The following is a 20,690-nucleotide window of genomic DNA, read 5'->3' as shown; positions in this document are numbered from 1 at the left end:
AGATGCGCGCGCGCCCCGCGATGGTCATGACGGTCGTCAGAAGGTCGAGGCGACCTCCCACTTCGAGATCAGCGTGTTGAGGCTGCCGTCATCCTTCATCGACTGGATGGCGGCGTCGAGCGTCGCCTTCAGCTCGCCATCGGATTCGCGCACGCCGATGCCGATGCCGCCGCCGATCAGCTCTTCGCGTTCGAGCAGCATCAGGTCGGCCTCTTCGGCCGCGACCGGCGCAAGATAGGACTTGTCGGCAAGCACCGCGTCGGCCTCGCCGTTGCGCACGGCGGCGATGGTTTCCTCGGGCGTGGAGAATTCCACCAGCGTCCAGCCCTTTTCAGCCACGAACGCGGCCTGGATTGTACCGGTCTGGGCGGCGACGACCGCGTTGTCGAGATCGACATCGGCGGACATGGCCAGATAGGCCGACGGGTCCGGCGGGGTGTAGTTCTGGGTAAAGTCGATCACCTCGTCACGCTCGGCGGTGATCGACATGCCGGCGATGATCACGTCGTAGTTGCCCGAAACCAGGTTGGGGATGATCGAATCCCAGTCGTTGGTGACCCATTCGCAGGTCAGCTCGGCGCGTTTGCAGACCTCGTCGCCCAGTTCACGTTCGAACCCGTCGACCTGGCCGTCATCGTTGATGAAGTTCCACGGAGGATAGGCGCCCTCGGTGCCCAGCCGCACAACGTCCTGGGCCATCGCCATCCCGGCCGATACGGCCAGCGCGGCGGCGGAGAGGATCAGTTTTCTCATGAAGGTTCTCCTTGGTTGGTTCCTGGTTTCGATACTGTCAGGCGGCCATCGTCGAGCTGAGGAACTGCTGCAGCCGCTCTGATTTGGGTTGCCCGAACAGCGCGTCGGGCGGGCCTTCTTCCTCGACAAGGCCCTGATGCAGAAAGATGACGTGGTCGGACACATCCGCCGCCATCCGCATGTCGTGGGTAACGATCATCATCGTCCGTCCCTCGGCGGCGAGGTCCTTGATGACGCGCACCACCTCTTGTTCCAGTTCGGGGTCGAGCGCTGATGTCGGTTCATCGAACAGCAGCGCCTCGGGCTCCATCGCCAGGGCGCGGGCGATGGCGGCGCGCTGTTGCTGCCCGCCCGAAAGCTGCGCCGGCCATGCGTCGCACTTGTCGCCGATACCGACCTTGTCGAGATAGGCGCGCGCGGCCTTTTCGGCCTCGGCCCGGTCGCGGCCCAGCACGGTGACAGGCGCCTCCATCACGTTTTCGAGGATGGTGAGATGCGCCCACAGGTTGAACTGCTGGAACACCATCGAAAGATTGGTGCGGATGCGCATCACCTGCTTGGGGTCAGCAGGGTGGCGGCCCAGCCCCTCGCCGCGCCAGCGTACCGGCTCGCCCTTGAAGATGATATCGCCCTGCTGGCTGTCCTCCAGCAGGTTGATGCAGCGCAGGATGGTGGACTTGCCCGATCCTGACGAACCGATCAGTGAAATCACGTCGCCACGGTGCGCGGTGATGTCGACGCCCTTGATCACTTCGAGAGTGCCATATGCCTTGTGAAGATTGTGGATTTCGATGACGGGCGTGGCGTCGGTCAAGGGTGGCTCCGTGCGGCGGTGACTGGGTGGTGGCCCGCAGTAGGGCCGAAATTCCGGCGCATTGCAACGTGCAATACGGGCATCCCGGCGGCTGCCGTGGCGAAACGGGGGCCTGCCCGTCCGTTTCGGCAGGCTATCCCGCGGGCGACGCCGGGTTCGGCACGGCCTGATAGGCCGCGTCGGAAACCTGGACGACGCCATAAAGCGACAGTGTGTCGCGGTCGGCCGGCGTCAGCGCGTCGATCGCATCAGTGAGCGCAGCAAGAACCGGCGCCGCATCGCGGGTGATCGCGGTGATATAGGGCGGGGCAGGGGTGGGCGTGGTGCGCCCGATCTCGCGCAGCTCTGCCGCCTGCGGGTCATGCCGCTGATAGAGCCGCCATGTCAGCGCGTCTATTGCCGCGATGTCAGCGCGCCCCTCGGCCACCGCCGCGGCCGACAGCACATGCGCCCCGGTTTCCATCGTGTCGGCAAAGGCAAAGCCACGCTCGCGCGCATAGTTGAAGGGCGCGCCCCAGCCGCTTTGCGAGACCGATTCGTTGACGGCGAGGCGTGCATCGGCAAATTCGGCCGGGTCCTGACGCGGGTCGTCTGCGCGAACGACGAAGATGCTGAAATAATGCCCCGGCGGGCAGTCTGGCAGGCGGTTGTCAGGCGAGGCCACCTTGGCCACCTTGCCGAAAAGCCGCGTGCGGTAGGGCAGGCCGCAGGTCTGCGACAGCACCAGCCCGGGCGACAGCCAGTGATCCCACAGATCGCCGCCGCGTGTCAGGGTCTCGGGGCCATCGCCCAGCCGGGCGCGGATTTCCTGCCAGAGGCGGTCATGAGCGTCCCGCATCTCGGGACGGTCGTACATCGGCAGGCTGGCCAGGCTCATGCGCGGTCCACCCTTTGACGGGCCAGCGCGCTGTCGCGGTCGCTGACACCAAGGAAATTTGCTGCCAGGCGGATCAGGGCATCCTCGCCCGCGTCGCGTTCTCCATCGGCCAGGGCCACCTGCCAGAGCGCCTCGATCACGCCGATGCGGTATTCATAGGGCACGGCATCCTTGATCGCGCGGGTGAAACGCACGGTGTCGGGGGCCTCTGATTCCAGCTGTTCCGCGGCTTCGCGCAGCGCATGCGCCCCGCCCGCGTCAAGACCATAGCGCGCGCCGGCGATGCGTTCGATGCGGGCGACCTCGTCGGTGGAATAATGGCCATCGGACCGGGCCAGCCGCACCAGCAGCGCAGTCAGCGCCAGCCGCGCGTCGGCCTGGTCCAGCGGGGCGGGTTCGGGGCGTATGAGGCGGGAAAGGAAATCTGCAAACATGGGGACCGATATAGGCGGCGCGGGCCGCAGCGCCAATCGCTAACTTTGCTCGGCGATGGTGCGGGCCTGCGCGCTGTCGATTTCCGACAGGCCCAGCGCCTCGCGCACCTCTTCGATCACGTCCAGTTCGGCAGAATCCGCGGTGCCGTCGGCCAGCACCACCTCCCACAGCGCAGCAAGGGTGCCGGCGCGTGCCTCCTTGCTGACGGTTTCGCGGATCAGGTGGGCAAAGCGGGCGGTCTCGGGTGCCGCGCGGGCCAGCCGTTCGCTGGTGGCGCGCATCTTGGCCGCCTCGATCGGTTTGAGCCCGTAAAGCCGTGACAACAGCCGGTCGATGCGGCTGACCTCGGCCAGTTGATAGTTCCTGTCCGACATGGCCACCCGCACCATCAGCGCGCCGAGCGCGAGCTTTTCGTCGGGCTCTGGCAGGGGCTCGGGCCGGGGCGCGCGCTGGGCGTGCAGCAGGCGATGAAGAAGGGCTTTGACTTCCATTCGATAGCGTCCGGGATGCATCTGTTGCGTTGGGCGATTTCAATCACAGATAGCGACCCGGCCGGGTTTGGCAATCGGCCTTTCGGTTGCGGCGACATTCCATTGCGATTGGTCGCAGGAGGGTCACAATTACTCCCAAGAAATTACGATTTGTCGGGTGATGTTGGGGCATCGGCAGTATTCGAATTGAGGACCATCCCAACATGACACTCTTTGGACGGCTCAGGCTTCCAGCAGGCAGCGCGGAGCAACAGTTGAGCATTGCCCAGGCGGCCAGCGAAGAAGAGCTGAGGCGGATGGCCCGGTACTATCGCTGGTCGCGGGAGTCAGAGCCGGTGCTGGGATGGATCATGGCGCAGAAATGCATCGACCTGGCCTCGGCGCTGAGCGTCTTTTTCAATGGCGGTCCGGAACGCTTCAACTACCTGCCCAAGCGCGACGTGCCCGAGGCGCATCTTGGCGCGGCGCGGCTGCTCGACAATATCTGCTTGCGCGTGAACAGCGGATTTTACCAACTGCGGCCGGGGCCGAGGATCGTCGCGCCGGCGAATGCGCGGAAATGGCAGGCGGCGCAGCGCGCCGACCGGACCGAGGGGCGGCGCGGCCGCTGGGTTCTGGACGAGACGCTGCTGCAAAAGGCGCTGGAGATTTCACAGCAGGACCGCGAGACCTGTCAGCGGGCGCATCTGCGTGGCACGGCGTGGCGCCTCGGGCTGGCGCCGTGGGCATTGCAACGGCTGTTGCCGCGCCTGAACTGACGGCGATCAGACCAGGCGCGAGGTTTCCACCGCGGCGCGCACGAAATCGGCGAACAGCGGATGCGGCGCGAACGGCTTGGATTTCAGTTCCGGGTGGAACTGTACCCCGATGAACCACGGGTGATCCTGCCATTCCACGATTTCGGGCAGACGGCCGTCGGGCGACATGCCGGAAAACCGCAGGCCGATCTTTTCAAGCTTGTCACGGTACTTGATATCCACCTCGTAGCGGTGCCGGTGGCGTTCGTCGATGGCGGTGCCGCCATAGATCCCGGCCACGCGAGAGCCCTCTTTCAGCACTGCGTCATAGGCCCCCAGCCGCATCGTGCCGCCCTTGTCGTCGCCGGGCTTGCGGTGCACTTTTTGGTTGCCCTGCACCCATTCCTTGAGGTGATAGACCACCGGCGTAAAGCGTTTTCCGCCCGCCTCGTGGTCGAATTCCTCGGACCCTGCATCGCTGAGCCCGGCCAAGTTGCGCGCCGCCTCGATCACCGCCATCTGCATGCCCAGGCAAATGCCCAGATAGGGGATGTTGCGTTCGCGTGCGAATTGGGCGGCCTTGATCTTGCCCTCTGTGCCGCGCTCGCCAAATCCGCCGGGCACCAGGATGGCGTGAAACCCTTCCAGCCGCGCGGCGGGGTCTTCGGTGTCGAAAATCTCGGCATCGACCCATTCGACGTTGACCTTGACGCGGTTGGCCATGCCGCCGTGGGTCAGGGCCTCCTTGATCGATTTGTAGGCGTCTTCAAGCTGCGTGTACTTGCCGACGATGGCGATGTTCACCGCGCCGTCGGTGTTGTGAATGCGGTCCTCGACATCGATCCACTTGGTCATGTCCGGTTTCGGAGCGGGGGAAATCTCGAACGCGTCCAGAACTGCCTGGTCCAGCCCCTCGCGGTGATAGGCCAGCGGCGCCTCGTAGATCGAGCCGAGGTCGTAGGCGGCGATCACATCTTCTTTGCGGACATTGCAGAACAGGGCGATCTTTTCGCGTTCCTTGTCGGGGATCGGCTGTTCAGAGCGGCACACCAGGATGTCGGGCGCGATCCCGATCGACTGCAGCTCCTTGACCGAGTGTTGCGTCGGCTTGGTCTTCAACTCGCCGCTCGCCGCCAGGTAGGGCAGCAGCGTCAGGTGCATGAAGATGCATTGCCCGCGCGGGCGGTCGTGGCTGAACTGGCGGATCGCCTCAAAGAACGGCAGCCCCTCGATGTCGCCCACCGTGCCGCCGATCTCGCACAGCATGAAATCGACCTCGTCATCGCCGATGGCGAGCCAGTCCTTGATTTCGTTGGTGACGTGCGGAATCACCTGGATGGTCTTGCCCAGATAGTCGCCGCGCCGCTCCCTTTCCAGAACGTTGGAATAGATCCGCCCCGACGAGACCGAGTCGGTCATTCGCGCCGGCACCCCGGTAAAGCGTTCGTAATGGCCCAGGTCCAGGTCGGTCTCGGCGCCATCGTCGGTGACGAAGACCTCGCCGTGTTCGAATGGCGACATGGTGCCGGGATCGACGTTGAGATAGGGGTCAAGCTTGCGCAGCCGCACCGAAAATCCGCGCGCTTGCAGCAACGCCCCCAGCGCGGCCGAGGCCAGCCCCTTGCCAAGAGATGAAACGACGCCGCCGGTAATGAAGACATAGCGCGCCATGTGACGTCACCCCCCGTGAATCTGCCCAAATAGCGGGGCCCGAACGGTCGATTCGACCATAGCACCACGGGACCCAAGTCATAACGCAATCCCGCGCATAGCGCAAGGATACCGCAAGATGCTGTTGCGGAATTCAGAGTTACCTCAATCGGTAGTATTCAGTCGGCGGTCGGTATCAGCGGTGCATCGTCGCCAGCCGCCGGGGGCAGCAGGTCGCCGCTAGTCTCCGGCGTCACCGGCACGGATTCTTCGCGTGCCGCCGGCCTGTCGGTGATCCGATCCAGCACCGATGTCCCGCTCGAGGATTGCGCGGCGATGATCGTCAGCGCCATCGAGGTGACGAACAGGCTGATGCCCAACACCCAGGTGGCCTTGTGCATGGCCGTGGTCGCCGAGCGCCCCGCCGTCATGTTGCCGCCGCCGCTGCCCATGCCCAGCCCTCCGCCTTCGGAGCGCTGCACAAGCACCACGATGATCAGTGCCAGCGTCAGCAGCAGGTGTACAAGAAGAATGACGTTTTGCATGTAAGCGACCCAGCGGTTCGGAACACGGCGGTACTTATGCAATTCGCGCTGCCCCTGCAACCCGCGTCTTGGGGCAAAGCGACGCGCGGGGTTATTCGTCGACGTCGTCCATGTCGGCCTGGCCCGACAGGCGGCGGCGCACGTGGCTCCAACTCAGCCCGATGCCGAGCACGAATGCCAGCGCCGCCAGCGCCAGCCACACCATCTGCGAGGTGTCGCGCAGCGCAAGCAACCCGTAGTCGTATAGCACCCACACCGCCGAGGCGGCGATCGCCAGCACCATGAACATTCCGAAGCCGCCGATCGACCGCAGCGTGGCGCGCAGATAGATGATATAGCCCACCGACAGCAGCAGCCCCAGCAGCACCGCCAGCGGCATCTGCCCGGTGAAATTTTCCTGCACCCAGGTAACGTAGTTCCAATCGGTCGGGTTGAAGGTGGCGGACAGCAGCCCGAAGGCCGCGACAAGCCGCCAGAGAAATCCGGTCATGTGCCCCCCCAGGAACTGAATTGGTTCATGTTTTTGCGCAGCTTGGCGCCCCTGTCCAGCCCTCAGCCGGCCAGGGGCCGCGAAATTGCTGTTTCAACCGCGCCGTGGCGTCGCTATACCGGCGCGGGTTTCAATCCGGTGTCAGGGGAAACAGCATGGCGAATGTGGTGGTCGTGGGCGCCCAGTGGGGCGACGAGGGCAAGGGCAAGATCGTCGATTGGCTGAGCGAGCGCGCTGACGTGATCGCGCGGTTTCAGGGCGGGCACAACGCGGGGCACACGCTGGTCATTGGCGGCACCGTCTACAAGCTGAATGCGCTGCCTTCTGGCGTCGTGCGGCCGGACAAACTGAGCGTCATCGGCAACGGTGTCGTTCTGGACCCCTGGCACCTGGTCGAAGAGATCGCCTCGATTCGCGCCCAGGGGGTCGAGATCGGGCCCGAGACGCTGATGATCGCCGAGAACACGCCGCTGATTCTGCCGATTCACGGCGAGCTGGACCGCGCGAGAGAGGCCGTTGCCAGCCCCGACGCCAAGATCGGCACCACCGGGCGTGGCATCGGCCCGGCGTATGAGGACAAGGTCGGCCGACGGTCGGTGCGCGTGGCCGACCTGGCCGATGACGCGACGCTTGAGGCCCGTATCGACCGCGCGCTGCTGCACCACGACGCGCTGCGGCGGGGGCTTGGGCTTGACCCCGTCGACCGCGCCACGCTGCTGGCCCGCCTGCGCGAGGTGGCGCCCGAGATCCTGCAATACGCTGCGCCGGTGTGGAAGGTGCTGAACGAAAAGCGCAAGGCCGGGCGGCGCATCCTGTTTGAAGGCGCGCAAGGCGCGCTGCTGGACATCGATTTCGGCACCTATCCGTTCGTGACCTCATCCAACGTCATCGCCGGGCAGGCGGCCACCGGGGTTGGTGTCGGGCCCGGCGCCATCGACTTTGTCCTCGGCATCGTCAAGGCGTACACGACGCGGGTGGGCGAGGGGCCGTTCCCGACCGAGCTGAACGATGACGATGGTCAGCGCCTGGGCGAACGCGGCCACGAATTCGGCACCGTCACCGGGCGCAAGCGCCGCTGCGGCTGGTTCGACGCGGTGCTGGTGCGTCAGACCTGCGCCACCTCGGGCGTGAACGGTATCGCGCTGACCAAGCTCGACGTGCTCGACGGGTTCGAGACCCTGCGCATCTGCACCGGCTACGATCTGGACGGAAAGCGCCTTGATCACCTGCCCACCGCCGCCGATGAACAGGCCCGTTGCGTGCCTCTGTACGAGGAAATGCCGGGCTGGAACGAAAGCACCGAGGGCGCGCGCAGATGGGCCGACCTGCCGGCGAACGCCATCAAGTATGTCCGCCGGGTCGAAGAGCTGATCGACTGTCCCGTCGCGCTGCTGTCGACCTCGCCCGAGCGTGACGATACCATCCTCGTCACCGACCCGTTTGCCGACTGAGGCGCCGCCAATGCCAAATCTCAGCTACAAGGCCCGCCGCGGCTGGTCACTGGTGATCCTGCTGATCGGCCTGCCGGTCTATATCATCGTGGCGGTGAACGTGGTCGACCTGCTTGACCGGCCGCCCTTTGTGGTCGAACTGCTGATCTATGTCGTGCTCGGGTTCTTGTGGATGCTGCCGTTCCGTTTTGTCTTTTCCGGTATCGGCAAGGCTGACGGCGACGCGGGCGGCGAGGACGGCTGATCCCTGCCTGCGACGTCCTTCGGGATATTTCAGGGCGCTTTGATTCGTACCGTCACCCGCCCCGGACTTGATCCGGGGCCTTCTGTCTGGGTGGCGAGGCCCCGGCCCGGCAGCCGGGGATTTGCATAAATTTGAAGATTGGACGGTTTCCGGGGGGATGGAGTCGATATTCTGGTGTCCTTCGTGTAGTTTGCGGCCTGAGAACGGATAGCGGAATTTATATAAAGTAGATCTTGAAAACAAAAAGGAGACTGAGGTTGAACGAAATTGACCTATCCTGATCTGGTGGTGGCTTAGATGAAACTTTTCACTTCTACTTTCTTTCTAGCGCTTTGTTTACAGCTGGCCTCTCTGCAAGCATCGGACGGTCCGGTGACGGCGTTGTTGAATAGAAGCTGCACCTCTCTTGCTGTAGATTGGAAGAGTTACCGAAATGGCATCAGAGAAGAATATGGAAGTGGAGGCGGATACGATAGGGTATTCTACGGACCAAATCTGATGTCGAAAATTCTGGATGACTTCATGCGTGATCTTGAAGGAGATCAGCGGGCCATAGATCGTATCAGGCCTACCCTAAAAAAGATACTCTACGAGACATGCCTCACTTCAATCGAAGATGAAAGACTGGGGCAATCAGCAAGGGAGTTTTATGAACTCGGCGATACCGCGCAAGATGTACTTGAAAAAACTCTACATAACCTGAAACTGGATCGGTCAAAATTCCGCTGGGGTTTGCACGACCTCCCACCACTCGATTTTAGTATCCACTCATATGCTCAGTACATCGAATTTCTCAACGATGTCCCTGACGAACTCAGTAGCACCCCCGTTGATAATATACTTATGGCGGCTTGGTATCGCTACAAGAAGGGCTTGGATCTTAAGGCCAAGAGTGACTTTATTGAAGCGGAGAGAGCCCGTACTGATGCATTCAACTGGATGGTCGAAGAAGACCCTCAAACGCCTTTGAAGGAGATACTTGATAGACTGGCAATCGAGCGTGGATTGAGGTTAAAATAGTGCCAAAAGGCCGCTGGATCGCTTGGTTCATGTCGGCTGATACAACATCAGACGCATTTCGGCTCTTGCGGGCACCGAACTGACTCCCGCATTGGCGGCAGTGTCGCAGGTCATGCAGGTGGTCAACGCGGTCCGGACAGTCTCGGCTCTGGCGAACGGCGCCGATCCGGGGGATGTCATCAAGGATTACGCGATCAGCACCGCGGCGTCATATCTGGGCGGGCAGCTTGGTGGGGTGGTGTTCGGGGGGGCGTATCGCCAAACGAGCCGGTTTCTCGCGACAATGTGATAGCTTCGTCGCGAGGGTCGTTGATGGAAGCGGGCAGCAAAGTCGTTGCCGGCGCTACCCGCGGGAGCCGCGCAGGTCCGCTTGGAACAGTGGTGGGTGCCGCTGTTGGTGCTGCAGAATCTGATGCCGAGTTTAGACTGAATGTTACTTACAAATCGATTGGACCCAATGGTGAAGTGTATATTGGTCGCACGTCTTGCTATTGTACTTCAGCAGATCAAGCGATAGCTCGGAGATGGTCAAGTCACGCCACTTTAAAAGCACGAGATTTCAGCTTTCCCGTTCGTGATCAGGCGCTAAGAGGCCGATGGCGCGGCTTGGAATGGGGAGCGATCAGGGGGCGGGAACAACAGTTGATCGATTCATTTGGCGGCATCGGTTCACCGCACGTTGCGAACCAGATTAGAGGGGTGGCAAGAATTAACCCAAGTGGATGGGCATATCACAAGCTTTCGAACGCATACTTCGGCGAAATCGCTCCTTACTCGGGGTTGTTCTGATGCCGCAGAAAACGAAATTTGAGAATTTGCGTGAAAACCTCACTCTTGAAGAGCAGAAGTTGATTGTTCTTGCAGAGAATGCACATCGAGATTTCTTAGCGCAATCGTCAGATGTCGATCTCGGCGGCCTCAAGTTCGTAGACGAAAGACTGATCACGGTCTTGAATCAAGCGGTCTCAACGAATGATCGCCGAGGAGTGCTTAGGGAAGGTCTAAAGGATACCTTCGAAGGGGTTGTGGGGGCGAAATTTGCTCAAGATGGCCGTCCATATTTGGATTTTCTTCGAAACTACCTGCCGGACGAGGTTGGGCGAAAGTTATTTGAAGCAGCTGAAATCGAGCTTTAGTCTTGTCGAGCAGTCGGCAAATCAGTGTTGATTGGCTTCGACTTCTTGAGTTGCCGATGGCAGCCGCCTGAAGGTGATCGAGAAGGCGGGCACGGTAGGCAAGACCGTCACCGCCTACATCAACGGCACCGAGATCCGCAACTTCGGCGACGGGGCGGCGCAGGAGAGGATGCTCAACCACCTGACAGGCGACGTGCGGCTGACGGACGAAAGCGCGGGCCGGAGCACCCACTACCTGCACGCCGACCAGCTGGGCTCGATCATCGGCATCTCCGACAGTTCCGGCGCCAGCGCCGAACGCCGCGCCTATCACCCGTTCGGCAAGATCGCCTGGGAGGTAACCCTCGACATCGCCCTGACGAAGGAAGACAAGGGCTTCCTCGGCGAGCGCTACGACGAACACGCCGAGCTCCAGTTCCTCAACAACCGTTACTACGACCCCGAACTGGCGCTCTTCATCCAGCCCGATTGGCTGGGCGTGACCGAGCAGGGCGTGGGGACGAACCGCTATGCCTACGCCAGCAACGATCCGATCAACAGGTTCGATCCGGAGGGGGGCTGAGGGCCTGCGCCAGGCCTCAATCCTCCAGCTTGCGGGCCTCGTCGGTCAGCATCACCGGTATCCCGCCCCGGATGGGGAAGGCGAGGCCGGCGGCCTCTGACACCAGTTCGCGCGCGTCGGCGTCATAGCGCAGCGTGGTGTGCGTGAGCGGGCAGATCAGGGCCTCGAGCATGCGCCGGTCGATGGCCGGTGCGTCGGTCGTGTCTGTCATTGCAGTGTCTCCGTGTCGTCGCCCCCGCGCAGGGCGTATTCAAGCAAGGTGACCAGCGTTTCGCGCCGGGTGGTCAGCGATGGCGCCTCAAGCAGGGCCTGCTTGTCCTCGGGGTCGAACCCCAGCAGCATGGAAAGCGAGTTGATCAGCAACTCGTCCTCGGCCGCCTTCAGCGTTTCCCAGTCGGCCTGCAGGTGGCGGTTCTCGAAATAGCGGCCCAGGACCGCCATGAAGGCCGCCCGGTCAAAGCCCGGATCGCAGTCGGCAGGACCGAGGTCGCGCTCGAACCCCTGCCACGAGACCCGCGCGCGCCGGTAGGGCGCAAAGCCTTCGATCTCGTCACCGATACGAAACCGCGAGATGCCCGTCAGCGTGATCATGTAGCGCCCGTCCTCGGTTTCCGACATCTGCGTCACCCGCCCGACACAGCCGATGCGGTGCAATGGCGGCTGATCGGGTTGTTCGCCGGGGCTTTTGGCGGGCTGGACCATGCCGATCAGCCGCTCGGGCGTTTTCAGCGTATCGTCCAGCATCGCCAGGTAACGCGGCTCGAACAGGTGCAGTGGCAGGCGTGAGCGCGGCAACAGCAACGCGCCGGGCAGCGGAAAGACGGGAATGATCTCGGGCAGGTCGGCCTGGCTCAGCATGAACGATATCTAGCCCGGCCGAGGGGGTCAGGCAAATATCATCGAACTGAGCTTGCGCCGCCCGTTCTGAACAACCGGGTCGGTGGGCTTGAGCGCGTCGAAGATCGTGAAGAGCTGTTTCTTCGCGGCCTCGTCATTCCATTCGCGGTCGCGGCGGAAAAGTTCCAGCAGTTCGTCCACCGCCTCTTCGCTGCGGCCGGCGGCCTGCAACGCCTGCGCCAGGTCGAACCGTGCCTGGTGGTTGTCGGGTTCCGCCTCGACCGTGGCCTTGAAAGCGTCCACCGGGCCGGCATTGGCCGCCTGGCGGGCGAGTTCCAGCGCCGCGTGCGCGGCCTCCAGCTCGGGCGCGTTGGAAATCTCGGCCGGCGCGCCGTTGAGGATGGCCTCGGCCTGGTCAATGTCTTCCAGCGCGATATAGGCACGCACCATCCCGGCATAGGCGCGGGCGCTCTTGTCGTCTTCCTGCAGGATTGCGGCAAAGGTCTGCGCGGCATCCGCCGCGGCGCCCTGTTCCAGCATTTCCTCGGCGGCCTCGATCGCCTCGTCCAGCCCGCCGCCGGCATCGCCGCCGGCTGCCTGCACCGCGCGTGCAACGAATTCGTCCACCTGCGAGGCCGACAGCGCGCCCTGGAACCCGTCGACCGGCTGCCCCTTCCAGAAGGCATAGACCGTGGGGATCGACTGGATGCGCAACTGGGCCGCGATGGCCTGGTTCTCGTCGATATTGACCTTGGCCATCCGCACCGCGCCTCGGGCCTTGGTCACTGCCGCCTCCAGTGCCGGTCCCAGCGTCTTGCACGGGCCGCACCAGGGCGCCCAGAAATCGACGATGACCGGCACCTCGTTCGATGCCTCGATCACCTCGGTCATGAAATCGGCCTCGGTCACGTCCCGGATCAGCCCGGCTTGGGGCGCGGCATCGGTGTTTCCACCCAGTTCAAGCATGTCCGTCTCCTATATCGGTTGCACCTTATATGTGCGCGCCGACCGGCTGTGTCAAAGGTCGAAGCTGGCAAAAACCGGGGCGTGATCGGATGGTTTTTCCCACCCCCGCGCGGTGCGCAGGATACGGCTGGAATGCGCGGCGCCGGCAATGTCGGCGCTGGCCCAGACGTGATCGAGCCTCCGGCCGCGGTCGGCCGCTTCCCAGTCGCGGGCGCGGTAGCTCCACCAGCTGTAAAGCTGGCCCTCGGGAATATCGCGGCGGGTGACATCGCACCAGCCGCCTGCATCCATCACTTCGCCCAGGCGCTCGACCTCTTCGGGGGTGTGGCTGACCACCTTCAAGAGCTGCTTGTGGGACCAGACGTCGTCTTCGCGCGGGGCGATGTTGAGATCGCCCACGAGGATGGATTTCTCCGACGTTTCGGCGTGGAAACGGTCGCGCATGTCGGCGAGGTAGTCGAGCTTTTGCCCGAACTTCACGTTGACTTCGCGGTCGGGCACGTCGCCGCCGGCGGGGACATAGAAATTGTGGATGGTGACCCCGTTTTCCAGCCGCCCGGCGATGTGGCGGGCGTGGCCGAGACCGGCAAAATCCTCTGCCCCGGCCTCTGTCATCGGCAGCTTGGACAGGATCGCGACGCCGTTATAGCCCTTTTCGCCACGAGCGACCATGTGGGTATAACCAAGCGCGGCAAAGATGTCGGCGGGGATCTTGTCGACCGGACTCTTGCATTCCTGCAGGCACAGGATGTCGGGGGTTTCCTCGCGCATCAGCCGGGTGACGAGGTCGGCGCGCAGGCGGACGGAATTGATGTTCCAGGTGGCGATCGTAAAGGGCATGCGTTGCTTTCCCAAGGGTGGCGGCGCCTTCGCCTAGCATGGGTGTGGGCGCGGGGCCAGAGGGTGGGCGGCACTAGATGGCGCACGGGGTGCAACGGGAAACCCCGAAAAGTTGGGTCAGTGTCGAGTTACCAACCAAGTGGTGGTGTTCTAGTACCTATAGAGTATGAGCTTACTGCGAACGCTCCGGACCACCTTTTTGCTGATATGTGTCCAATTCGTTCAATGCGCTACGGAACTGATCAATCTCGTGATTGCCCATCAGAAGGTCGAGTGTCGTTCCAGTTTGCATTTGCATGCGAAGGCCGATTTTTCCCTCATCAGTCACCCCAAAATCAATTTGTCGAGGATTCATAGCGTTGGCGATCGCCGCCTCCATTACCGAGCCCCGAGCCTTTGCGGCTGTTGCTGAAGCTGCTTGGAACTTTGATAGAAATTCGCCCTCAATGGTAAATGGTATTCGGAGGGTTAGACGTTGGCCATTTTGGTCTTCACCTTCGATTACAAGCCACTTTCCGCTATCGGTTTCCCCAAATCCAAAGGTCTTAACAAGCCGCAGCGCCGGAATGCCCATCGAATCCTCCTATGATGGGTTCTCAGACTGGCAACTTCACGCGGGCTCGTCAAACAAACAATCACCAAAAAAAGGCCCCGGCAAAGCCAGGGCCAGTCCAACAGGGAGGTACATGTGATAACCCGCACATGTGTCGGGAATGTGGTGATTTCAACAGAGAATGTGAGAAATGCCCTTGATTTCGATCAACCCCAATCAGGCCAGCAGGCGATAGCCGCCGGTTTCGGTCACCAGCAGGCGGGCATTCGACGGGTCGGGCTCGATTTTCTGGCGCAGTCGATAGATATGCGTCTCCAGCGTGTGGGTGGTCACGCCGGCGTTATAGCCCCAGACCTCATGCAGCAGTGTGTCGCGGGCGACCACGCCCTCGGTCGAGCGGTAGAGGAATTTCAGGATGTTGGTTTCCTTCTCGGTCAGCCGGATCTTGCGGTCGTCCTCGGTGATCAGCATCTTCATCGACGGCTTGAAGGTATAGGGCCCAAGCTGGAATACCGCGTCCTCTGATTGTTCGTGCTGGCGCAGCTGCGCGCGGATGCGGGCCAGCAGGACCGGGAACTTGAACGGTTTCGAGACATAGTCGTTGGCGCCCGCATCCAGCCCCAGGATGGTGTCGGCATCGCCGTCATGGCCCGTCAGCATCAGGATCGGCGCCTTGACGCCCTGCTTGCGCATCAGCCGGCACAGTTCGCGCCCATCGGTATCGGGCAGGCCGACATCGAGAATCACCAGGTCGAATATCGTGTCCTTGATCCGCGTCGTGGCCTCGGCGCCGGTGCCGGCCTCGAACACGTCGAAATCCTCGGTCATCAGCAGTTGTTCGCCCAGCGCCTCGCGCAGGTCGGCGTCGTCGTCCACCAGCAGGATCTTTTTCAACTGTGCCATTGTTTCTCTGTCCTCGTGCTTTGAGGGTGATCTGATACGCGAGGCCCCTGACGACAAGGTTTGTGACCGGCTGCTCACGGCCAAGTGTAGGGAGACATCCAAATGTTTCAATCCGTTGCAAAGGGCGGTAAAGAGAGAGCCGGTTCAAACCAACGGATACCAGAAACATGAGCCTTACCCCAGACATCGCCGAGACATGCGCCCGCGCGCGGTCCGATCTGCGCATGGGCGTTCCTGTCGCGCTGGTCGGTGCTTGCGGTACAGCGGGGATGCTGGTGCTGGCCGCCGAAACGCTGGATCCGGCCCGGCTGAACGACATTCTCTTGCTGGGGGGTGAACCGGTCCTTGCGATCAGCGCCAGGCGCGCCGAAACGCTGAAGGCGCGTGCATATGATGGTGATCTGGCGCGCATTCCGCTGCCGCCGGACGCCTCTGCCGGCTGGGTGCGCGCGGTGGCCGATCCGGCCGATGACCTGCGCGTGCCGATGAAGGGGCCGCTGCCGGCCCAGCGCGACGGGCCGGCCGATCTGCACCGGCTGGCGCTGAAGCTGGCCAAATCGGCCCGGCTGCTGCCAGCGGCGCTGGTATTGCCGATGAGCGACGTGGCGGGCTTTGCCGCGCCGCGCCGCCTGACCTTGATCAACGCCGCCGCCGCCGTGGCGCACCTGGATGAGATGAGCCCGCTTGACCCGGTGGTCAGCGCCCGCCTGCCGCTGACCGTGTCCGAGGCCGGCCGCCTGCACGTCTTTCGTCCCCATGACGGCGCGGAAGAGCATTACGCCGTCGAGATTGGCACACCCGCGCGCGATGCGCCGGTACTGGCGCGGCTGCATTCGGCTTGTTTTACCGGCGATCTGATGGGGTCGCTGAAATGCGATTGCGGCCCGCAACTGCGCGGGGCGCTGGCGCAGATGGGGGCCGAGGGCGCCGGCGTGCTGCTCTATCTCAACCAGGAGGGACGCGGCATCGGACTGGCCAACAAGATGCGGGCCTATTCGCTGCAGGACCAGGGGTTCGACACCGTCGAGGCCAATCACCGGCTGGGGTTCGAGGATGACGAGCGCGATTTCCGCATCGGCGCCGAGATTCTAAAGCGGCTAGGATTTTCCGCCGTGCGGCTGCTGACCAACAACCCCGCCAAGATCGAGATGATGCGCCGCAGCGGCATCGAGGTGGTTGAACGCGTGCCGCTGAGGGTGGGCGAGACACCGCAGAACCGCGCCTACCTGGCGACCAAGGCAAAGAAATCCGGTCACCTGCTCTGATTGGGTGGCGGGACGCCTCCGGCGGGGGTATTTTTGACCAGAAAGAAGCAGGGCAGAAAGAAGCCCGGACTCAGCCCCTGGCGCGGGCGGCCGCCACGCCCTTGCCCAGCTTGAGCGTATAGGCGGCGAGTTCTTCCAGCGCGGCGGTGGCGATGGTGGCGTCGCGGGCCCCGATCGCGTCGGCGATGCGGGTGTGCAGGTCGATGATCGCCCCGCGTGACCGCGCGGTGAAGGTGATCATGTTCATCAGCGGCTGCATCGCCTCGACCGCGCCGGCAAGCTGATAGCTGAGCACCGGGTTCTGCGCCGCGTCGACCAGCGCACGGTGAAAGGCCACATCCGATGCGCAAAAACCCTCGTCCGACAGCGTCGGGTCGGACTGGCGGGCGATTTCGGCGCGCATGGTGGCAAGGTGTTCGTCGTCGCGGCGCGCCGCGGCCAGTGTGATGCAGGCCCCCTCAAGCGCATAACGCGCCTCGCAGGCGGTGGCGAAGCTGACCGCGTTCATCGACAGCAGCAGTGTCGCGGTGGTGATCTGCTGGCCATGCGTCTCGTCATAGGACAGGCGGTTGACAAAGGCGCCGCCAAAGGCGCCGCGCTCTGTCCGGATCAGCGATTGCGCCGCCAGCCGCTTGAGCGCCTCGCGCACGGTCGGGCGCGACACCCCGAACCTGTCGGCAAGCTCGGCCTCGGATGGCAGGCGTTCATCCACGATCATGCGCCCCTCGACGATGGCGTCGCGGATGGCGTGGGCGATCTGGGTCGAAAGGTCGCGTCTGGGTTTCGGGTCGGATTTCATTTGTCTTACATTTAAATGTCTGACAATTTATGCGCAACAGTCGAGTCGCAACAAGTGGAAAAGAAACATGCCCGCAGATATCGAAAAGGTCCTCGCCGACGCCCGCAGCCATTGCGAAGAGGTGATCAAGCCACAGGTCGACAGCTGGAACGAGGGGCGCGCCTGGCCGCGCGCGGCCTCTGACGCTGCGGCAAAGCTGGGACTGACCGGGCTTTACGCGCCCGAGGAGCTGGGCGGGCAGGGGCTGCCGCTGTCCGAGGGCATCCGCGTCTACGAGGAACTGGGCAAGGGCGACGGCGCCTATGCCTTTGCCCTGTCGATGCACAATATCTGCACCTTCGCGGTCTGCGGCTACGGCACCGAACCGTTCAAGGCGGCTTGGGCGCAAGAGCTGACCTCGGGCCGCAAGCTGGCGAATTTCGCCCTGACCGAGCCGCAGTCGGGATCGGACGCCGGCACCATGTATTCGCGCGCGGTCATCAACGATGACGGCACCTGGACGATCAACGGCGCCAAGGCCTGGGTCAGCCTGGCCGGCGAGGCGGATGTGTACCTGACCGTGGTCAAGACCACCGACCAGCCCGGTCACAAGGACATGGCGATGATCGCCATTCCCAAGGACGCCCCTGGCCTGACCTTCGGCCCGCTCTACGATACGCCCAGCTATCGCTTTTTGCCGATGTCGGAAATGTACATGGAAAATGTCACCGTCAGCGAGGACAACATCATTCTGCCGCCGGGGCAGGGGCTGCAGGGCTCGTTGATGGCGATCGACATCGCGCGGGTTTCGATCGCGTCGGGGTGCTGCGGGTTGATGGAGGCGGCGCTTGATGCCGCGCTGTCCTATGCCAAGGGGCGCAAGATGTTCGGCGGCGTCAACCTGGACCTCGACGGTATCCAGTGGATGCTGGGCGAGGTGGCCACCGACCTGGAGGCGTCGCGCCTGCTCTATCGCAATGCGGCGGCGGCGCTGGGCACGCCCGAGGGGCCGCTGATGGCCGCCCATGCCAAGCGGTTCGTGCCCGATTGTGCGGTCAAGGCCGCCAATACCTGTACCCAGGTGCTGGGGGGAATGGGCCTGCTCAAACCCTATGGGCTGGACCGCCTGTCGCGGCTGGCGCAGATGCTGCGCATCGTCGACGGCACGACCGAGATCAGTCGCGTGGTGATCGGTCGTGCGCTGCAGAAGCGGGCCGCGTCGCTGCCCGACCTGCCGGTGCCCAAGGGCTATGGCGAAAAGTGAACCGCTGTGGAAGATGACAGGGAAAGGACAATGATCGACCCCGATTATTGCCGCGTGATGGCGCGTTATAATGCCTGGCAGAACCGGCAGCTGACAGAGGCGCTGAAGACGGTGCCGCTGGCCGGGTTGAAGGCGGATCGCGGCGCGTTCTTTGGCTCGATCCTCGGTACGCTCAACCACGTTCTGTGGGCCGACGCCTTGTGGATGAGCCGGTTCGACCCCGCATTTGACAAACCCGTGGGCGGGATCAAAGACAGCGTCAATCTGTGTCCGACGCTGGGGATGTGGGACGCCGAGCGCTTTGCCCTGGATGGCCGTATCTCGGCCTGGGCGGACGGGCTGAGTGCGATCCGCCTTGCCGGTGACCTGAGCTGGTATTCCGGCGCCAAAGGCCGTGAGCAAAGCAAGCCATTGGCGCTGTGCGTCGTTCACATGTTCAACCACCAGACGCATCACCGCGGGCAGGTGCATGCGATGATGACACAGGCCGGGCTGAACGCCCCGGTCAGCGACCTGGCGTTCATGCCGGACAAGGACTGAAGGCTTGCGGGGAAGCGAGGGGCCGGCCCCTCGCTTCCCCGGGGTATTTGGAACCAGAAAGAAGCAGGGGACTGGCCCTGCCGAAAGGAGACAAGGCGATGTTCAACGCATTGATGGTGGATAAGGACGCGGAAAGCGGCAAGACGAGCGCCGCCGTGAAACAGATTTCGGTGGACGATCTGCCCGAGGCCGAGGTGCTGGTGGCGGTCGAGTATTCCACCGTGAACTACAAGGACGGGCTGTGCATCGGGCCGGGCGGCGGGCTGGTGCGCAACTATCCGCATGTGCCGGGGATCGACTTTGCCGGCACCGTCGAGGCCAGCAGCGATGACCGCTACAAGCCCGGCGACAAGGTGGTGCTGACTGGCTGGCGCGTGGGCGAGGCGCATTGGGGCGGCTACGCGCAAAAGGCGCGGGTCAAGGCCGACTGGCTGGTGCCGCTGCCCGATGGGTTGGATACCCGCCAGGCGATGGCGGTGGGCACTGCCGGGCTGACCGCGATGCTGGCGGTCATGGCGCTGGAGGATCACGGGCTTGAGCCGGGTCGCGGGCCGGTGCTGGTGACAGGTGCCGCGGGCGGTGTCGGCTCGGTCGCCACGGCGATTCTGGCGCATCTGGGCCACGAGGTGGCGGCAGTCACCGGCCGCCCCGAGCAGGAAGCCTATCTCAAGGGTCTTGGCGCGGCGCGGATCGTGGCGCGCGACGAGTTTGCCGAGGTGACCCGCAAGCCGCTGGAAAGCGAGGTCTGGGCCGGCTGCGTCGATGCCGTCGCCGGCGTGATGCTGGGCCGGGTGCTAAAGCAGATGAAATACGGCACGTCGGTTGCGGCCATCGGGCTGGCCGGGGGCGCGGCGATCGAGGGGGCACTGATCACCCCCTTCATCCTGCGCGGCGTCAACCTGCTGGGCATCGACAGCGTGATGCAGCCCTTTGCCAACCGCGAACGGGCCTGGGCGCGGATCGCGCGCGACCTGCCGATGGACAAGCTGGAGGCGATGGTCGAGCCGGCGACGCTGTCGGACCTGCCGCGGCTGGGGGCGGATATCCTCAAGGGTCAGGTTCGCGGGCGGGTCGTGGTTGACGTGAACGCCTGACCCGGCGCCGGCCGCCTCGCGCGACCGGCATCTGCGACGAAAACCGCCGGCGACGCCGGCCGAAAGGCGCCCATGCGGCGCCTTTCGCGATTCAGGGCCCTGGCATGGGCGTGGGAATGGGGCGAATCACCCCTGGAACCGGGCGCGATTCGGCCCCTCAGGGGCGATTTGTGACCGGGAAATGGTGGGAAACTCGATGGAATGGCAAAATCTTCCGGTATTTCATGGGAAAATCTGCCGTAAGGGCGTCCCGTTGAATATTGTCCATATGTGGTGTCCATAATTTATCATATCACTAGTGGATGGGTTTATCGCGCGCATTTCTATACCGGATGTTGCCTTTGTGGGGCGCCTTGAACAAGATGAAGTGGGAAATCGGCTTAGAAAATAATTGATTTCCATGAAGTTCCATGGCATTCCTTCCTGCACGATGAGGACGGGAAGT

26 protein-coding genes are annotated in these 20,690 nt (G+C 63.3%); 11 read left to right on the top strand and 15 right to left on the bottom strand.

The window, feature by feature from the left end:
- Positions 1-36 precede the first annotated feature (36 nt).
- The 5 genes from DL899_RS01290 to DL899_RS01270 form a co-directional block, all read right to left on the bottom strand.
- On the bottom strand, positions 37-753 hold the full coding sequence (locus DL899_RS01290) for a transporter substrate-binding domain-containing protein (RefSeq protein ID WP_111731955.1): 717 nt from the start codon (positions 751-753) through the stop codon (positions 37-39).
- Positions 754-790: 37 nt separating this feature from the next.
- The gene (locus tag DL899_RS01285) at positions 791-1,567 is read right to left on the bottom strand and encodes an ABC transporter ATP-binding protein (RefSeq protein ID WP_111731954.1); all 777 of its coding nucleotides are present in this window, start codon (positions 1,565-1,567) and stop codon (positions 791-793) included.
- A 133-nt stretch (positions 1,568-1,700) separates the two neighbouring features.
- A complete protein-coding gene (locus DL899_RS01280) occupies positions 1,701-2,444 on the bottom strand; it encodes a phosphate/phosphite/phosphonate ABC transporter substrate-binding protein (protein ID WP_239494556.1) in 744 nt (247 codons plus the stop codon).
- Complete coding sequence (locus DL899_RS01275) at positions 2,441-2,878, bottom strand: tellurite resistance TerB family protein (RefSeq protein ID WP_111731952.1); 438 nt, start codon at positions 2,876-2,878, stop codon at positions 2,441-2,443. Before DL899_RS01275 ends, DL899_RS01280 begins: the two co-directional genes overlap by 4 nt.
- Before the next feature lie 39 nt (positions 2,879-2,917).
- Positions 2,918-3,370, bottom strand: a complete 453-nt coding sequence (locus tag DL899_RS01270; RefSeq protein WP_111731951.1) for a tellurite resistance TerB family protein — start codon at positions 3,368-3,370, stop codon at positions 2,918-2,920.
- A gap of 254 nt (positions 3,371-3,624) precedes the next feature.
- On the opposite strand from DL899_RS01270, the gene DL899_RS01265 reads away from it, so the two are divergent.
- Positions 3,625-4,128 (top strand): hypothetical protein, encoded by a 504-nt coding sequence (locus DL899_RS01265; RefSeq protein ID WP_162685455.1) that lies wholly within the window; start codon positions 3,625-3,627, stop codon positions 4,126-4,128.
- A gap of 6 nt (positions 4,129-4,134) precedes the next feature.
- On the opposite strand, the gene DL899_RS01260 is transcribed toward DL899_RS01265, so the two are convergent.
- The 3 genes from DL899_RS01260 to DL899_RS01250 form a co-directional block, all read right to left on the bottom strand.
- A complete protein-coding gene (locus DL899_RS01260; RefSeq protein ID WP_111731949.1) occupies positions 4,135-5,778 on the bottom strand; it encodes a CTP synthase in 1,644 nt (547 codons plus the stop codon).
- 158 nt (positions 5,779-5,936) lie between these two features.
- The gene (secG, locus tag DL899_RS01255; RefSeq protein WP_111731948.1) at positions 5,937-6,302 is read right to left on the bottom strand and encodes a preprotein translocase subunit SecG; all 366 of its coding nucleotides are present in this window, start codon (positions 6,300-6,302) and stop codon (positions 5,937-5,939) included.
- 91 nt (positions 6,303-6,393) lie between these two features.
- Entirely contained in the window at positions 6,394-6,792 is a 399-nt protein-coding gene (locus DL899_RS01250) for a DUF6524 family protein (RefSeq protein ID WP_111731947.1), read from the bottom strand.
- Positions 6,793-6,947: 155 nt separating this feature from the next.
- Between DL899_RS01250 and DL899_RS01245 the strand changes: the two genes are divergently transcribed.
- The 6 genes from DL899_RS01245 to DL899_RS01225 all read left to right on the top strand — a co-directional run bounded on the left by DL899_RS01245 (position 6,948) and on the right by DL899_RS01225 (position 11,205).
- A complete protein-coding gene (locus DL899_RS01245) occupies positions 6,948-8,243 on the top strand; it encodes an adenylosuccinate synthase (protein ID WP_111731946.1) in 1,296 nt (431 codons plus the stop codon).
- A 10-nt stretch (positions 8,244-8,253) separates the two neighbouring features.
- Positions 8,254-8,487, top strand: a complete 234-nt coding sequence (locus DL899_RS01240; RefSeq protein WP_111731945.1) for a DUF2842 domain-containing protein — start codon at positions 8,254-8,256, stop codon at positions 8,485-8,487.
- Between the two features lie 297 nt (positions 8,488-8,784).
- Complete coding sequence (locus tag DL899_RS01235; RefSeq protein WP_162685454.1) at positions 8,785-9,507, top strand: hypothetical protein; 723 nt, start codon at positions 8,785-8,787, stop codon at positions 9,505-9,507.
- 112 nt (positions 9,508-9,619) lie between these two features.
- Positions 9,620-9,796, top strand: coding sequence for a hypothetical protein (locus DL899_RS01230; RefSeq protein ID WP_162685453.1), 177 nt, complete (start codon positions 9,620-9,622; stop codon positions 9,794-9,796).
- Positions 9,797-10,295: 499 nt separating this feature from the next.
- On the top strand, positions 10,296-10,643 hold the full coding sequence (locus DL899_RS19275; protein WP_162685452.1) for a hypothetical protein: 348 nt from the start codon (positions 10,296-10,298) through the stop codon (positions 10,641-10,643).
- A gap of 73 nt (positions 10,644-10,716) precedes the next feature.
- On the top strand, positions 10,717-11,205 hold the full coding sequence (locus tag DL899_RS01225; protein ID WP_111731942.1) for an RHS repeat-associated core domain-containing protein: 489 nt from the start codon (positions 10,717-10,719) through the stop codon (positions 11,203-11,205).
- Between the two features lie 16 nt (positions 11,206-11,221).
- On the opposite strand, the gene DL899_RS01220 is transcribed toward DL899_RS01225, so the two are convergent.
- The 6 genes from DL899_RS01220 to DL899_RS01195 all read right to left on the bottom strand — a co-directional run bounded on the left by DL899_RS01220 (position 11,222) and on the right by DL899_RS01195 (position 15,304).
- Positions 11,222-11,416 (bottom strand): Trm112 family protein, encoded by a 195-nt coding sequence (locus DL899_RS01220; protein WP_111731941.1) that lies wholly within the window; start codon positions 11,414-11,416, stop codon positions 11,222-11,224.
- The gene (locus DL899_RS01215; RefSeq protein ID WP_111731940.1) at positions 11,413-12,063 is read right to left on the bottom strand and encodes an LON peptidase substrate-binding domain-containing protein; all 651 of its coding nucleotides are present in this window, start codon (positions 12,061-12,063) and stop codon (positions 11,413-11,415) included. The genes DL899_RS01220 and DL899_RS01215 overlap by 4 nt, the downstream gene beginning before the upstream one ends.
- Before the next feature lie 27 nt (positions 12,064-12,090).
- Positions 12,091-13,008: a thioredoxin gene (gene trxA, locus DL899_RS01210; protein ID WP_111731939.1), complete on the bottom strand. Its 918-nt coding sequence runs from the start codon at positions 13,006-13,008 to the stop codon at positions 12,091-12,093.
- A 51-nt stretch (positions 13,009-13,059) separates the two neighbouring features.
- Entirely contained in the window at positions 13,060-13,848 is a 789-nt protein-coding gene (locus DL899_RS01205; protein ID WP_111731938.1) for an exodeoxyribonuclease III, read from the bottom strand.
- A 172-nt stretch (positions 13,849-14,020) separates the two neighbouring features.
- Positions 14,021-14,422, bottom strand: coding sequence for a hypothetical protein (locus tag DL899_RS19270; RefSeq protein ID WP_162685451.1), 402 nt, complete (start codon positions 14,420-14,422; stop codon positions 14,021-14,023).
- Between the two features lie 195 nt (positions 14,423-14,617).
- Complete coding sequence (locus DL899_RS01195; RefSeq protein WP_111731936.1) at positions 14,618-15,304, bottom strand: response regulator transcription factor; 687 nt, start codon at positions 15,302-15,304, stop codon at positions 14,618-14,620.
- Positions 15,305-15,471: 167 nt separating this feature from the next.
- Here DL899_RS01195 and ribA point away from each other — a divergent pair, with 167 nt between their 5' ends.
- Entirely contained in the window at positions 15,472-16,569 is a 1,098-nt protein-coding gene (gene ribA, locus DL899_RS01190) for a GTP cyclohydrolase II (protein WP_111731935.1), read from the top strand.
- Positions 16,570-16,639: 70 nt separating this feature from the next.
- Here ribA and DL899_RS01185 read toward each other — a convergent pair whose 3' ends face one another.
- Entirely contained in the window at positions 16,640-17,368 is a 729-nt protein-coding gene (locus tag DL899_RS01185) for a FadR/GntR family transcriptional regulator (RefSeq protein ID WP_111731934.1), read from the bottom strand.
- 67 nt (positions 17,369-17,435) lie between these two features.
- Here DL899_RS01185 and DL899_RS01180 point away from each other — a divergent pair, with 67 nt between their 5' ends.
- The 3 genes from DL899_RS01180 to acuI all read left to right on the top strand — a co-directional run bounded on the left by DL899_RS01180 (position 17,436) and on the right by acuI (position 20,245).
- Positions 17,436-18,611 (top strand): acyl-CoA dehydrogenase family protein, encoded by a 1,176-nt coding sequence (locus tag DL899_RS01180; protein ID WP_111731933.1) that lies wholly within the window; start codon positions 17,436-17,438, stop codon positions 18,609-18,611.
- Positions 18,612-18,641: 30 nt separating this feature from the next.
- Positions 18,642-19,151 carry a DinB family protein gene (locus tag DL899_RS01175; protein ID WP_111731932.1) on the top strand — a complete coding sequence of 170 codons (510 nt, stop codon included), beginning with the start codon at positions 18,642-18,644 and terminating at the stop codon, positions 19,149-19,151.
- 98 nt (positions 19,152-19,249) lie between these two features.
- Positions 19,250-20,245: an acryloyl-CoA reductase gene (acuI, locus tag DL899_RS01170; RefSeq protein WP_111731931.1), complete on the top strand. Its 996-nt coding sequence runs from the start codon at positions 19,250-19,252 to the stop codon at positions 20,243-20,245.
- Positions 20,246-20,690: the final 445 nt, after the last annotated feature.

This window comes from Roseovarius amoyensis (assembly GCF_003260265.1).
GTDB classification, from domain to species: Bacteria; Pseudomonadota; Alphaproteobacteria; order Rhodobacterales; family Rhodobacteraceae; genus Roseovarius; species Roseovarius amoyensis.
This window is presented reverse-complemented; position numbering and strand designations above follow the sequence as displayed.

Bases quoted from the DNA above. Each gene is read 5' to 3' on its own strand.
- DL899_RS01245 (WP_111731946.1), top strand. From the start codon at position 6,948: ATGGCGAATGTGGTGGTCGTGGGCGCCCAGTGGGGCGACGAGGGCAAG.
- DL899_RS01180 (WP_111731933.1), top strand. From the start codon at position 17,436: ATGCCCGCAGATATCGAAAAGGTCCTCGCCGACGCCCGCAGCCATTGC.
- DL899_RS01175 (WP_111731932.1), top strand. From the start codon at position 18,642: ATGATCGACCCCGATTATTGCCGCGTGATGGCGCGTTATAATGCCTGG.
- ribA (WP_111731935.1), top strand. From the start codon at position 15,472: ATGAGCCTTACCCCAGACATCGCCGAGACATGCGCCCGCGCGCGGTCC.
- DL899_RS01205 (WP_111731938.1), bottom strand. From the start codon at position 13,848: ATGCCCTTTACGATCGCCACCTGGAACATCAATTCCGTCCGCCTGCGC.
- DL899_RS01270 (WP_111731951.1), bottom strand. From the start codon at position 3,370: ATGGAAGTCAAAGCCCTTCTTCATCGCCTGCTGCACGCCCAGCGCGCG.
- DL899_RS01240 (WP_111731945.1), top strand. From the start codon at position 8,254: ATGCCAAATCTCAGCTACAAGGCCCGCCGCGGCTGGTCACTGGTGATC.
- DL899_RS19275 (WP_162685452.1), top strand. From the start codon at position 10,296: ATGCCGCAGAAAACGAAATTTGAGAATTTGCGTGAAAACCTCACTCTT.
- DL899_RS01185 (WP_111731934.1), bottom strand. From the start codon at position 17,368: ATGAAATCCGACCCGAAACCCAGACGCGACCTTTCGACCCAGATCGCC.
- DL899_RS01290 (WP_111731955.1), bottom strand. From the start codon at position 753: ATGAGAAAACTGATCCTCTCCGCCGCCGCGCTGGCCGTATCGGCCGGG.
- DL899_RS01275 (WP_111731952.1), bottom strand. From the start codon at position 2,878: ATGTTTGCAGATTTCCTTTCCCGCCTCATACGCCCCGAACCCGCCCCG.
- DL899_RS01235 (WP_162685454.1), top strand. From the start codon at position 8,785: ATGAAACTTTTCACTTCTACTTTCTTTCTAGCGCTTTGTTTACAGCTG.
- DL899_RS01215 (WP_111731940.1), bottom strand. From the start codon at position 12,063: ATGCTGAGCCAGGCCGACCTGCCCGAGATCATTCCCGTCTTTCCGCTG.
- DL899_RS01260 (WP_111731949.1), bottom strand. From the start codon at position 5,778: ATGGCGCGCTATGTCTTCATTACCGGCGGCGTCGTTTCATCTCTTGGC.
- DL899_RS01220 (WP_111731941.1), bottom strand. From the start codon at position 11,416: ATGACAGACACGACCGACGCACCGGCCATCGACCGGCGCATGCTCGAG.
- DL899_RS01250 (WP_111731947.1), bottom strand. From the start codon at position 6,792: ATGACCGGATTTCTCTGGCGGCTTGTCGCGGCCTTCGGGCTGCTGTCC.
- DL899_RS01195 (WP_111731936.1), bottom strand. From the start codon at position 15,304: ATGGCACAGTTGAAAAAGATCCTGCTGGTGGACGACGACGCCGACCTG.
- DL899_RS01230 (WP_162685453.1), top strand. From the start codon at position 9,620: ATGCAGGTGGTCAACGCGGTCCGGACAGTCTCGGCTCTGGCGAACGGC.
- secG (WP_111731948.1), bottom strand. From the start codon at position 6,302: ATGCAAAACGTCATTCTTCTTGTACACCTGCTGCTGACGCTGGCACTG.
- DL899_RS19270 (WP_162685451.1), bottom strand. From the start codon at position 14,422: ATGGGCATTCCGGCGCTGCGGCTTGTTAAGACCTTTGGATTTGGGGAA.
- DL899_RS01280 (WP_239494556.1), bottom strand. From the start codon at position 2,444: ATGAGCCTGGCCAGCCTGCCGATGTACGACCGTCCCGAGATGCGGGAC.
- acuI (WP_111731931.1), top strand. From the start codon at position 19,250: ATGTTCAACGCATTGATGGTGGATAAGGACGCGGAAAGCGGCAAGACG.
- trxA (WP_111731939.1), bottom strand. From the start codon at position 13,008: ATGCTTGAACTGGGTGGAAACACCGATGCCGCGCCCCAAGCCGGGCTG.